Annotated in this window: 9 protein-coding genes; 4 read left to right on the plus strand and 5 right to left on the minus strand. The window is 65.5% G+C overall.

Annotated elements, in window-relative coordinates:
* Window positions 1-168 precede the first annotated feature (168 nt).
* The 3 genes from KY501_RS16220 to KY501_RS16230 all read right to left on the minus strand — a co-directional run bounded on the left by KY501_RS16220 (window position 169) and on the right by KY501_RS16230 (window position 5693).
* The gene (locus KY501_RS16220; protein ID WP_224363976.1) at window positions 169-2325 is read right to left on the minus strand and encodes a family 43 glycosylhydrolase; all 2157 of its coding nucleotides are present in this window, start codon (window positions 2323-2325) and stop codon (window positions 169-171) included.
* A 164-nt stretch (window positions 2326-2489) separates the two neighbouring features.
* Window positions 2490-4700, minus strand: coding sequence for an Ig-like domain-containing protein (locus KY501_RS16225; RefSeq protein WP_224363979.1), 2211 nt, complete (start codon window positions 4698-4700; stop codon window positions 2490-2492).
* Window positions 4701-5135: 435 nt separating this feature from the next.
* Complete coding sequence (locus tag KY501_RS16230) at window positions 5136-5693, minus strand: putative outer membrane beta-barrel protein (RefSeq protein ID WP_224363981.1); 558 nt, start codon at window positions 5691-5693, stop codon at window positions 5136-5138.
* Window positions 5694-5966: 273 nt separating this feature from the next.
* Here KY501_RS16230 and KY501_RS16235 point away from each other — a divergent pair, with 273 nt between their 5' ends.
* Together KY501_RS16235 and KY501_RS16240 are read left to right on the plus strand one after the other, a co-directional pair.
* Window positions 5967-7538: a hypothetical protein gene (locus KY501_RS16235; RefSeq protein ID WP_224363983.1), complete on the plus strand. Its 1572-nt coding sequence runs from the start codon at window positions 5967-5969 to the stop codon at window positions 7536-7538.
* A gap of 193 nt (window positions 7539-7731) precedes the next feature.
* A complete protein-coding gene (locus KY501_RS16240) occupies window positions 7732-8244 on the plus strand; it encodes an aminoacyl-tRNA deacylase (protein ID WP_224363984.1) in 513 nt (170 codons plus the stop codon).
* A gap of 9 nt (window positions 8245-8253) precedes the next feature.
* On the opposite strand, the gene KY501_RS16245 is transcribed toward KY501_RS16240, so the two are convergent.
* Entirely contained in the window at window positions 8254-9141 is an 888-nt protein-coding gene (locus KY501_RS16245; protein WP_224363986.1) for an alpha/beta fold hydrolase, read from the minus strand.
* Window positions 9142-9380: 239 nt separating this feature from the next.
* On the opposite strand from KY501_RS16245, the gene KY501_RS16250 reads away from it, so the two are divergent.
* Both KY501_RS16250 and KY501_RS16255 read left to right on the plus strand, forming a co-directional pair.
* A complete protein-coding gene (locus tag KY501_RS16250) occupies window positions 9381-9878 on the plus strand; it encodes a hypothetical protein (protein ID WP_224363988.1) in 498 nt (165 codons plus the stop codon).
* A gap of 58 nt (window positions 9879-9936) precedes the next feature.
* On the plus strand, window positions 9937-11349 hold the full coding sequence (locus KY501_RS16255; protein WP_224363991.1) for an SBBP repeat-containing protein: 1413 nt from the start codon (window positions 9937-9939) through the stop codon (window positions 11347-11349).
* A gap of 6 nt (window positions 11350-11355) precedes the next feature.
* Here KY501_RS16255 and KY501_RS16260 read toward each other — a convergent pair whose 3' ends face one another.
* Window positions 11356-12990, minus strand: a complete 1635-nt coding sequence (locus KY501_RS16260; RefSeq protein ID WP_224363993.1) for an LVIVD repeat-containing protein — start codon at window positions 12988-12990, stop codon at window positions 11356-11358.
* Between the last annotated feature and the right edge of the window lie 126 nt (window positions 12991-13116).

A 13116-nucleotide genomic window follows, 5' to 3' on the forward strand; every position in this document is an offset into this window, starting at 1 on the left:
TGCACCAGACAGGCGTGCGGCGGCTCCCGACCATCGCCGGTAGGGCCTGTCAGGCCGACCTCATCGAGAGCCTGGGACGCGGACATCAGCCCCCGGTTCTCGGGCGGCGTGGGCCAAGCTGAACTTCACGGACCTCACGCTGGAGGACCGCTGGAGGAGCGATGGCTGCTACCTGTAGACCTCGATGTAGTCGAGCTCCGTGAACTGGGCCCCCTTCGTGAAACGGATCGTGTTGGTGCCCGCGTTGAGGTTCACGGTCGTGGTGGCCGCCGTCCAGACATCGACGCCATTGTTGGCATAGCCCTGGCTGAAGGATGCGCCGCCATTGACCGAGATGTTGTGGCTGCTGGCACCCCAACCATTGCTGTAGACCGTGCGCAGGGTATAGGTGCCCGAGCTGGGGACATTGACCCGGAACTCCACGTAGCTGTCCGCGTAGTCGATGTAGCCCACCTTCTGGCCATTCGACGCGCTGGCCTGGGAGGCGATCGCGGAGTGGAAGATCGTCGCGTTCTCGGCCTCGTAGCGGGGCAGTTCGAGGTAGTCCAGCTCGGTGAAGTTGCTGCCCTTCGTAAAGGTGATCGTGTTGTTCCCCGCGTTCAGGGGGACCTGGAGCGTCAGCGAGGTCCAGACATCCACCCCGTTGTTGGCATAGTTCACGCTGAAGGGCGCTCCCCCGTTGACCGAGACATTGTGGCTGCTGGTACCCCAGCCATTGGCGTAGCGCACGGTGACCGCGTGCGTGCCGGCCTTGGGGACGTTGACGGTGAAGCGCACCGCGCTGTCCGCGTAGTCGATGTACCCAGCCTTCTGGCCATTCGACGCGCTCGCGATGGTGGAGGCGCGGGCATTCGTCAACTGCGCGTGCTCGGCCTCGTACCGCGTGGCGTCGGTCGCGCTGGCGCTGATGTCGGCCCGATCGATCGTGAGGTAGTAGCCACCGGAGGAGCCATTCTTGGTCCCGGTGACGCGAAGCTTGAGCGTGTGCGCACCGGGGCTGAGCACCGGGCTGATGTACATGACCTGATGGCCCTGGCGCGGTGACTGGTAGAAGTCCACGAGCGTCTCCGCCCCCCCATCGATCGAGACCGCCCCGATACCGTGGGCAGGATCCTTCGCGCCATAGATGACAATCTGCGTGCCGTTGAAGCGCACCTGCACGGAAGCGTTGGTGGTGTTGGAGTAGTGATCATCTCCCTGATAGCAGCCGACCCCGCAGGAAGGCCCGTAGCTCCAAGTCCCGGTGTACTCGAACTGCTGGAGGCCCGTGCCAGTGGAGTTGTCGTTCAGCGTGATGGGGCTGGGCCCGTTGTCACCCGAGGGCTTGGTCAGCGTGGCACCGAGGGACACCGGGCTGCCGAAGTTCGGCGTCCCGTCGGCATTCCAGGTGATGCGCTGCGCGCGCGTCGTGCGGCCGTTGTACGTGAACTCGGCGGTGGTCTTCGCGTGATAGATGATCCAGTCCTCGGCCCCATCAGGCGACTTGAAGAATCCATGGTGCCCGGGCCCGAAGGCTCCGTTGGCATCGTTGCGCTGGAACACCGGGTTGGCCGTCTGTGTCCAGGAGGCGGGGTCCATCACGTTGCTGCTCTCGTTGGCGGTGAGCATGCCGAGCCTGTAGTCCGGCTTGCCCGTATCGCAGGCGGAGTAGGTCAGGAAGATCCGGCCGTTGCGCTGGAGGACCACCGGGCCTTCACGCACCTCGGTGCATCCAAAGCCTGACGCGGGGATGTTGACCCGAGCGCCGCTGATGGTCCACGGGTTGCTCATGGGCGCGATGTAGATCAGGTGCCCCGGGTGCCCGGCCCAGAGGAAGTACAGCGAGCCGTCGCTCTTGCGCAGGACGCTGCCGTCAATGGCGTAGTACTGGTTGTTGGGATCGGTCGCGATCCGGCCCTTGTCCGTGTAGGGACCGAGCGGATCCGTCCCGCTGCTCTCCAGGACATACATGCGGTGGTTGACGTCGGTCCCGTCGTCCTTGGTGTAGTAGAGGTACCAGCGGAGGCCGTTCGGGCCGTTGAGCAGGTGGAACTCGGCAGCCCAGACGTTGCAGCACCCAGTCCACACGGTCGTCGGCGATGCAGTCAGCAGGCCCGAGATCGACGCTGCCTTCCAGATCTTGATCGAGCCCCCCTGAGTGGTCGCCAGGTAGTAGTAGCCGTTGTAGTACTGCATCCACGGGTCCGCGCTGTTGTTCAGCGGATTGACGAACGTCCCCGAAGCGTGGGCGCGCGGCGCGATGAGCATGAAGAGGCTGCACACCATCACGCGAAGCAGCACTGCGGTCTTCCACGGGGTGGCTTGAAGGCGCGGGGGGATCAGCACGGGAGTCCTCCTGGAGAGGCGCCCATCGAAAAGCAAACCCGGGTGCTACGTCAATAAAAACCAGGAATACAATATAGAATTGAAAAACAGGAAGGGCTGTTGCCCTGGGGCAGCAGCTGCCGGGAGCTTCCCACACCGCTCCTCGGCAGCCACCGCAGCGACCATCAGGGGGTAAACAGCAACGCGCTATTGAGAACTGGGTTCGTGTTTCCTCCCACCACCAACACCTTGCCCGAGGGCAGCAGCGTCGCGGTGTGGTAGGCGCGCGCGGCAGGCATGCTCAGCGTGACGCTCGTCGCACCGGTCGTGGGATCATACAGCTCCGCGATCGGGCTCGCGCTCTGGATTCCTCCTGTCACCAGGAGCTTGCCCGAGGCCAGCCGGGTGACCGTGTGCGAGGTGCGGGTGTAGCTCAGCTCACCGCCGTCCGTCTCGACGCCATGAATGGGATCGTAGAAGGAGAAGGAGCGCCCCGCCAGCAGCAGCAGCTTGTCCGGAGCCAGCACCCACGCGGCCTGCCAGCCCGTCTGCGAGAGGCCTCCAGGGCTCGATGTCCAGGCGTTTGTCCCCGGATCATAGACCTCGGTAGGGTAGTTCCCCCCGAGCACCAGCACCTTCCCCGTGCTCAACACCAGGGCCTGATGGTCGAAGTGATGGCCGGCTGAAGCGGTGAGCGGCAACCACGTATTGGTGGCGGGATCGTACAGCTCGGGGACGCGGCCCGCGGTCGAATCCGAGTTGCCGCCGATGACCAGCACCTTGCCCGAGGGCAGCACCGTCGCGGTGTGGCGGGTGCGCGTGAAGGTGAGCGGTGCCACGGCGCTCCAGGTGTTCGTGGTGGGATCATACAGCTCCGCGCTCCTGAGCTGCTGTGAACCCTGCGTTCCTCCGATGGCGAGCACCTTGCCCGAGGGCAGCAGCGTCAGCGTGTAGTTGTTCTCGCGGATCTGCTGCATGCGCCCGGCGGGAGCCCAGGTGCCCGTCGCGGGATTGTAGAGCTCCGCGGTGTCCAGCCAGCGGCCCCCGTCGACCCCCCCCGCCACAAGCACCTTGCCCGAGGTCAGGAGCAAGGCCTTGTGAGAGTAGCGAGCCGTGCCCATGGCGCCTGTGATGTCCCAGGTGGAGTTCGAAGGCGGTGGTCCGTTCTCTCCTCCCGAGCAATCCGCCGCGCTCTGCACAGTGACGGTGAAGCGGTGAGAAGCGGAGAAGCCCAGGGCGTTGGTGACGGTGGCGGTGATGAAGGGCGCCGCATCCGCAGGTGCGCAGGCAGGTGCGGTCCACACCACCTCGCTCGAGGTGAAACCAGTCGCTGGCGTTCCCAGGGTGCCCGAGCTGGTGCTCCAGGAGAAGGTCAGTGCACCGCCATCTCCATCCTCGGCGAGCACGCGCAGGGTGACGAGGCTGCCCCCGGTGACGCTCTGCGCGGACTGGTGCGCCAGGATGATGTGCGGCGGGAAGCTGACGCCATTGTCGCTTCCGGAGTTGACGCAGACGCGCAGGGTGCCTGTGTTCTGGCCCCCGTGGCCATCTGTCACCGTCACGGTGAGCGCGCAGTTGCCACAGGAGTCTCCCGAGGGCACCGCGCTCGGAGTAAAGCTGGCCGTGGGCGAGTTCGCGTTCGTCCAGGTGCCTTGGCAGCTCGCGCTCCAGGCGTAGGAGAGCGTGTCTCCGTCCAGGTCCGTGCCCACCGCGGTGAGCGTGGCGCTCTGCCCCACGGAGATGGGCGAGAGCGAGGTGGTGATGCTCTGCACCGAGGGCGAGGTATTGAAGGAGACGGTGAACGAAGCGGCCCCTTGGTTGGCACCGTTCGCGGGCAGCACGGTGAGGGTGATGTTGGCCGTGGCGAAGGCGCCGTGGGAGTCCGTCACGGTCACGATCACCATCACCGGGCCCTCTGTGGCGGGGGCTGTCCAGACTGTCGTCGTCGTGGAGGAGGCGCTGAGGCTGCCAGCAGCCGCGGTCCAGGCGTAGCTGAGCGAATCCCCTGCGTCCGCATCATGCGCAGTGACTTGCAAGGCGATCGTGCCGCCAGGCCTGACGGTGCTGGACGAGGCCACCACCGAGTCAATGCATGGCGCGGTGTTATCGATAGACGGGACGGGATTCAGGGATTGCAGGGTGAGCGCCACCAAGGCCGTCTCCCCTGCTGTAATGGTGACGCCAGAGGCGATTCCTCGGAAGAGCAGCTGGCCCTGGGCGTCGAAAGCCTCTCCCGTGAAGGTGCGATTCACACCGGCGGGAATGTTGTGCAGGGTGCCGCTCCAGGCTCCCTCCGAGACCGTCAATGCCACCGTGGCGGTAGGAGCGTCCGCCGCGGTGAGGGTGACCGTCACCCGGGAGAGCTGCGCCGTCAGAGCCTGGCTCGTATGAGCCACGAAGTGCGCGCCTCCTACAGCTGGCTCCTCCGTGGCAGGTGTTTGGGTGGGTCCGCAGCTCATGGCCACCAACGCAAGGCACAACATGAGTCCGCAAGAGATTGAACGGGTCCTTCGATTCATCATCATCAACCTGGAAGCAATGGATTGCCCTCGGCACCTCGGCCAAGGTTGGCGCGCAAGGTAAGGGCAGAGTTTCCAGGGTCCAGAAAACAGCCTGACAGCCCAATCCGTCACCTGGAGTTTTCGTGCATGTTTCCATCAGGATGCGGTTCGTTTCCAACCGCAGGAGCGGATGCTTGGTCATCCCAGCAGTGGCCCCTGGCTCTCTCCTCTCCTCGACTTCGGCGCTTTCCGGAGTTCGCCTCCACCTCATTGTGACAGCAGTGTCAGGCGGCCACGGTTTTCAGCCGCCTCCCAGTCCCGGTCGGGGCCTCACCACACCCGGCGCCAGCCCACCCCCAAAGATCTGTAGGAGTAATCCCTGGAGCTGGAGCGCAGGTATGGGGTGCTCACGTGCATGCGCGCGTCGACGACCAGGGGCAGCCAGTCCGTGACGCGCACCTCCATCTCGGCCCCCAGGGACACCCCCAGGAGCGGACGCGCGCCGTGGTACCAGGCCACCCCCAGGAGGAGCGAGGGCCGCACAGGGCCCAACACCACCCCAGCGCGCGCGATGCCTCCAATCTGGAGCAGGGGCCTGTACGTGGTGCTGTAGCTGTGTGTCGAGCCGTTCCAGCCGACGTTCAGCACGGAGCCCGCATGGACGTAGAGCGCTGCCTCGGGCCCTATCGCGAAATACGAGCCGAACCGCTTGAGCAGGTGCAGTCGGACTCCGGGCCCACCATATTCACCACCCTCGTCGTCCCGACTCCGCGCATAGCCCAACTGCAGGCCCAGTTCTCTGCTGGGCTCAGCCTCCACTTGAGGCGATGCCTCCTGCGCCAGGACACTTCCCGCCAACAGCCACGTCAGTACAAAGAGCGCTCTCATTCCAATCCCCCTCCCGCGGGTAGATCCCGTCGGGTTGCGCGGATGAGTCTTCAAGCCTCGTGCCAGGAAAGATTGCCGCTGATTCCAGGCAGAACAACCCGCCACTTCTGGGGAACGGAGAGTGCGTGGCTGTTTGCTGGCGCTACAACGGATTGAGGAACTCCAGCAACGCCCTCTGAAAGCCACGAAATCCGCAAGCAGTTGACGGCCTTGCGGCTCCAGGACTATCAGCCCGCCCGGCTTCACCCTGGATTTCACGAAAGGCTTGTTCTCATGACGAGACTGTCGATGTCGCTGCAAGCGCTGCTGCTCGGGCTGCTGTGCGTGATGGGCTGCGCGCCCTCGATCCCGGAAGAGGACGAGGCGCTCCCTGGCCAACAGCAGGGCGAGCTGAGCTACTCGTACGCGGGCACGTACCTGTTCCGGCCCCGGGTGCTGCTGGTCATCTATGATCCGCTCTACTCGGGCACGCCGCTGCACACCGTGAAGGGCTGGAACGAGCCCAAGGCGCTGACCAACGCGCTGCGCGCGGGCCTGCAGTATGGCTCGCACTCCACGGTGGACTATCAGCTCGTCGATGTGCGGCTCATCACCGATCGGCTGCCCTGGTTCGAGGGCGGCTGGCGCTACACGCCCACTGAGATGCTGGACATCATCAACGCGCCGGATGCCTACACGCGCGACGTGCGGCGCAAGTGCACCACGCCGGGCAACGAGAGCACCTGTCCCCGCTTCGACTACGTGGCGTTCGCCAACGAGTTCAACCTCAAGGCGCGCATGGAGGGCAACGAGCTGGACGAAGTCTGGGTGATGGCGCCGCCGTGGACGCAGATGTACGAGTCCCGCATGCTCGGCACCAACTCCTACTGGTGCAACGCTCCGGAGGAGACGCGGGTGACGAGCTTCCGCAACTTCGTCGTCATGGGCTACAACTACGAGCGCGGAGTGGCCGAGGCGCTGCACTCCTACGGGCACCGCGCCGAGTCCATCCTCAACCGCGCGTACCGGGCCCAGTCCGCCGGCAACCTCTGGGACAAGTTCAATGATCTGCACCGCGAGAAGCCGAACCTCGCGGGCGTGGGCTGGGTGCACCACCCGCCCAACGCGGCCATGGGCACGGACTACGACTACGCCAACACCACGTATGTGCCCTCGAGCGCCGACGCGTGGCTGCGCAACCCGCTGGTGAGCCCGGACTCGCTGCCCCGCCGCAGCATGAACTGCAACGAGTGGGGCTGCTCGCAAGAGGGCTTCCTGCGCTGGTGGTACTACCACATGCCCTACGGGCAGAAGAACGCGCCCAACTGGTGGCGCTACCTGGTGCACCTGGATGACACCGTCGCCTCCACGCAGCCGAGCACCTGTGGCGCCAACACCACGCTGACGGCCTGCGACGCGGCCGGGTGCGCCTGGTACGCCTGCTCCAGTTCGTGCTGGCCCACGGGCACGGATATCAAGGTCGCCTGCCCCGCCGACTCGTGGTGCGGCCAGAACACCACCTTGAGCGGCTGCGACGCGGCCGGGTGCGCCTGGTACGCCTGCTCCAACTCGTGCTGGTCTCCGGGCACGCCGCTGGGCGTGGCCTGCGGGCCGTGCGCGCTGCAGAACTCGCAGGCCTCGTGCGAGCAGTACGGGAGCTCCTGCGGCTGGTACACGTGCACCAACACCTGCTGGCCCAAGGGCACCTCCAACACCGTCGCGTGCGACCCTTGCCGCAGCTACACGGACGTCACCACGTGCAACGCGCACAACAGCGCGTGCGCCTGGTACGCCTGCTCCTCCGGCGCCAACAAGTGCTGGCAGCGAGGCACCGCGCTCTCCACGGCGTGCCCGTCCACGTACTGAGCCTCGGTGAACCCACGCAGGGCGCGAGCCCCCCCGCCCTGCTCTCGAGGAACGGTGGGGACCCGAAAGGGCCGCGGTTTGGGGCAGCCGGCAGGCGAGGGCCTGTGCGAACAGGTCGCGGACAGCCGCTCGATAGAGCGGGTGCGGATGGTCCCGGAGAGCCCCAAGTTCTTTCTAGAACAGGGAGCGGACCATGATTCCTCGACGCGTCATCGACCATCTGAAGTCGAAGCAGATTCCCTTCGTGCGCCATCCCCATCCTCGTGCCATCTCCGCGCAGAAGGTGGCCCAGGCCGTCCATGTCAGCGGCTATCAGGTGGCGAAGACCGTGTTGTTCGAGGTGGAGGGCGAGCGCTGGATGGCCGTCCTCCCCGCCATGGGAATGGTGGACACGGACCGACTGGGGGAGATCCTCGACAAGCGCCACGTCCGGCTCCTCGACGAGGAGGAGTTCGCCGGCCTCTTCCCAGAGTGCGAGGTGGGCGCCGAGCCGCCCTTCGGCAGCCTCTTCGGCATTCCGGTCCTCATGGACGACTCCCTCCGGGAGGAGGAGCGCATGATCGTACGGGCGGGCTCTCATGATGAAGTGCTCGAACTCGAGACAGACGATTTCGAGCGGTTGGAGCGGCCCCGGACGGGCACCTTCGCGGTGATTGCCGAGACGCAGCGCTACGTCGCGGAGCCGGACATCCAAGCGCCGATGTAACGCCCCGCCTCAGCGGGTAGCGATCGAGCCGGTGTGCGAAAGAATCGCTTGCACGAGCGTCCCGTACTGCTGACGGGGAATCTCATGCCCCATCCCTTCGATCATGAGCAGCTTCGCTCCAGGGATGATCTCGGCCTGAGCCACCCCATGCCCCGGCGGGAAGATGGGATCATCCTCCCCGTGAATGACGAGCGAGGGCACGCGCAGGCGCTTGAGCGCCTCGGCCTGCTCGCGCGTAGGCGATGGCACAAGTCCGTGGTTCATCGACGCGGAATAGTCACGCGCACGGTCGAACATCCGCTCCACCCTGCTTCGGATCTCCTGCTCGTCGAACGGAGCCGCGCGACCCGCCAGGGCCCGGAGGATCGTCATCTGTACCTCGATGGCCTCCTGGCGGTTGCTGGGCGGGCTGGCGGCCACGGCTCGATACATCTCGACAGCACGAGGGGCCGGCGGAGGCAGCGTCCCGGTGTAGGGCTGCCCCAGCAAGGCCTGCAGAAACGTCTCATTGGAGTCCGTGCGCAGCGGCGTGGACACCATCGAGGTGAGGGTCAGCACACGCTCGGGGTGGAGGATGCTCAGGAGCTGGCAGATCATCCCGCCCAGCGAAGCTCCCACCAGGTGGGCTCGGGCGATACCGTATGCATCCAGCACGCCCAGCGCGTCCGCGGCGAGGTCGTCCAGCGTGTAGGGATTCTTCTGGAAGTCGAAGCAGGTGGACTGACCGGTGTCCCGATGGTCGTAGCGGATGACGTAACGCCCTCCAGCCACGAGCAGATCGATGAATGCCTCCGGCCAGCCATGGGCCTGGGCGGAGGCCCCCATCACCAGCAGGATCGGCGGGGCTCCGGGATCACCAAAGCTCTCGGTCCACAGCTCGATTCCGTTGGACTTCACCCTGCGCTCAGTCATGTCCATGAGGGCGAGCAGTATACGGCGTCTCTCACGCAAGCCTTGAAGGCCAGCCCACCGGAAAGCGTGTGACCGGCCATTGACGCAAGCGCCTTCGAATCCGGGTACGGTGGAGGGAGTTCCATGCCTGCACCGACCCCGGAGCGCTCTTGAGAGACTCGATGCGATGGACCCGGCTGTTATTCGCAGGAGGATTCCTGATAGCGATTGCCTGCGACAAGCCTTTGGCAAAGCCAACGGCTCGTGAGGAGCCCACCTCCGAAAGAGCCGCTGGAACACCCTCGAAGCCGAGCGAGCAGCGGCCTCCTCCGGCTGGAACACCCGAGCTGCGCCTGCAAGTCAGAGAGGTCGTCGTCCACGGCTGGCACAACGGCGGAGTGGAGACGTTCCTGGTGGACGAAGATGCGGCGCTCAAACTCGTCCTGCCAGAGGCCAAGGGGTGCCAGCCGGAATACCGAACCTCTGTGGGAGGCGAGACCCGTGTCCTCCTCTACCAGGTGAAGAACGTCCGCCAGTTCCTCCCGTGGGGGGCAGCCGTTCCGGTGCTTCCCCCCTCCGCTATTCTCCAAGACGCCACCAGCGGAACCATCGTGTGCACCGCCATCCCGAGCACGAATGGACAGCCTGGGGTGCGTATCACGCTGAAAAACCTGCGGTTCCCCAGCAGCCATGTCGTGGAGGTCGGGCCTGTCGAAGGCACCCCGGCAATTCCCCCACCCTGAGAGCAGGGACCCCAGTCCTACAATCCAGCCCCCTGCTCACCTGTCCCTGGGAGTCCGCATGCGTCCCCATTCCCTCATCCTCCCGCTCCTGCTGCTCTGCTCACTGACGGGCTGTCCCTCGGAGGATCCGAAGCCCCCGCAGGGGCCCGGCCCGGTGTGCCAGGATCTCGAGGGACGCACTGTCTGCCAGTGCAATCCCCACTGGGCCGGCTACGACTGTGATCACTGCGCGTCAGGCTGGACGGGGGATTCCTGCGAACAGGACATCAACGAATGTGAGACCGGGCAGCGGGTCTGCGGCGAGAACGCCACCTGCACCAACCTGCCGGGAGCCAGCGCCTGCACCTGCAACCCCGGCTTCACCGGTGATGGCCAGATCTGTGCGCTGTGGCAACACCAGGAGGCCGTGGGCAGCGGACTGGCCCTGGCGATGAGCCTGGGCACAGATGGGCACCTCTACATCGCCGGCTCGGGGGCCAGGCAGGTCCCCTTCGTCTTCCTCAGCCGCTTCGACGACCAGGGCACGCTGGAGTGGACGCACGACATGGGGCCGGAACTCTACGACTTCGCCCTCGATGAGACGATGAACAGCTACGCCGCGATGGATACGTACTTCCGGAAGTACGACGCGGCGGGAACGCTCGTGTGGAACCTCCTGCTCTCGTATCCCGACTGGACCGTCCATTCACGCTCCGTCGCAAGGGATGGGAGCGGACACCTCTATGTCACCGGCTGGGCCGAGAAGAGGTTCGGCGAACAAGAAGGCTTCCTCTCCCGCTACGCGGACAGCGGCACGCGCGTGTGGGATCGCCGCATCGGTCCAGCCCAGGAGTGGGTGGTCAGTGCCGTCCGCATCGACACCGCAGGCAATGCCTACGTGGTGGGCGCGATGAAAGGAACACTGGAAGGAAACACCTCCTCGGGACTGAAGGACGTGTTCGTGGCGAAGTATGACGCCGAGGGCACGCGCCTGTGGCTGACCCAATTCGGCACCGGCCGAGAGGACGTGGGCACAGGGCTCGCCCTCTCAGGGAACGGCGGTGTCTACATCACGGGGTACACGGCCGGCAGCTTCGACACCTCCAAGCCTCCCTTGGGAGACAAGGACGTCTTCGTCTCGTACCTCGATGCAGCCGGGGTACGCCAGTGGACCCTTCAGGCTGGAACGGCGAGCGATGACGAGGCCAACGCCATCGTCCTCAGCCCGGAGGGAAGGCTCTTCGTGACGGGCTCCACCAGGGGCAGGTGGGCTCCGGATGCCGCGGAGGGGCTGCTGGAGCTCGGCCAGGCCTTCCTGCTCGAGGTCACCCCCCAAGGGGAACTTCAGCGCATCCGTCAGTTCAACCTCGCCGAAGGCTCGGTCGGGAAGGCGCTGCTCTTCACTCCCGACGGCCACCTGCTGCTGACCGGCGCAGTCCTTCAGTCCTGGGGGAAGGACAAGGTGCCCGCGCTCCTGCTCCTGAAGTTCTGAGGCGGGCTACAGCTCGCGGAGGATGAGCAGCCTGCGCAGCGAGTCTTCGACATAGAGGTAGCCATCTCCCGGAGCCAGCACCCGCGTGGCTCCCTCATAGAAGGAGTTGCCTCCCATGTCGCTCCCCTCCCAGGACGAGCCCTCGCAACGCAGGGGACTGGCCGGATAGGTGTCGTAGTGCCCTATCTCTCGCGGGGCCGCCGGATCGGACACGTCGAGCACCCGGACACCTCGCTGATGGTAGGCGACGTAGAGCCGTGTCCCCAGCAGCGTCACCTCGGCGATGGAGACGCCCTCGCCCACGCGGTACTCCGCCACGCGGTACACATGGGTGGGATCCGTCACATCGAGGATCCGCAGGTGGGCTGACCAGCCTCGGCCGCCCTCGAAGGCGATGACCCGATCCCCGAAGCGGCCCACCGCCACCACGGCACTGGTGGCGAGTGGATAGGAGTAGCGCCCGAGTTCCTGCAGGGCGCCGTCGCGCACCTCGGCGATCTGCAGGCCCGCCCCCTTCTGCGGCAGGTAGAGCCGCCCCTCGAAGGGGAAGAAGAAGGTGCCCCCAGGCAGGGGAAATTCGGCCTGTAGCTGGGGATCGAACGGATCGGAGACATCGTAGAGGCGCCCCACCGGAGGTGGGCCATAGCCAAGGTTGTAGGGACTCAGGGCGAGGGTATTACCCACCACGAACTGACGGCTGTAGGCCCCCGGTACTGGCAGGCTCTTCCGAAGCGTGGGCTGGGAGGGATCGTGGATGTCGAAGATGAGCAGTTGGCCCTGCCCGTCGAAGAGGGTCACATAGAGCGCATCTCCCAGGACGCCCAGGCTCGTATACGCGAACTTGCCCTGGAGCAGCGTGAGCGCCGCCTGAAGGTGGGGCTTGGAGCGATCCGTCACGTCGTGGACGAGAAGGCTTTGGCTGGTGTCGAAGAGCGGGGAGTAGGGCCGCCTCGATTCGAAGAGGTGCGCCTTCGCGTAGATTTGGAGGGGCTCGTTCGGCGGGTCCGGTGGGGTCCGGGGATATTCGGCCTCCAGGGAGAGGTTGGACGCGCTGGCGCACTGGGAGAGCCTCACGGCCCGGAAGGTGGCCATGCTGTACAACACGCCGTTGCCGCAGTTGAACCTGCAGCCTCGAAGCTCGTCGGGTGACGGGGCTTCGCAACCCTCCAGAATGGTCTGCGAGCTGTTGCTGTAGCTGTGAGTCGGGATCCACTCGTTGTCAGCGAAATGGAAGTTCCCGTTGGAGAGATCCTGGAAGTGATAATTGATGTTGTATTGATACGAGCTGGGAGGGACCACACGCTCCGTGGGGAGCACCCGCAGCACCTTGTACGTGAAGTTGCCGTTCAAGCGGTCCTGGACGAGATAGACTCCGTCCCCGCGGAACCGAGACAGCGAGTCGCGTTTGCAGGCGGTGAGCGTGACCGGATGCAGCGTGTCACACGGGTTTCCTTCGTAGTTGCATGCCGCCAGATCTCCGGTATCCCTCCAATCTCCCGGGTCCTCTCCCTGACAGCCAGGGTCCGGGCACGATGGGGACGGGGACGAGGAGGGAGCCGACGCATCCTTCGAGCACCCCTGCCAGGACAGGGCAGAGAGCAAGGTGACGAAGCAGAAGAGCCGAGACGGAAACGTCCTCATGGGAGACCTCGCTCCACGAAGTTCTAGCGCACGGCGGAAGCCCTGTCGCCCAGCCCTTCGGAGCGAACTGGTACGACAAGCAGACCCGTGGGTCCGAGGTGAAACGTTGGCGATGGAGACAACCTA

This window comes from Hyalangium versicolor (assembly GCF_020103695.1).
Lineage (GTDB): Bacteria > Myxococcota > Myxococcia > Myxococcales > Myxococcaceae > Hyalangium > Hyalangium versicolor.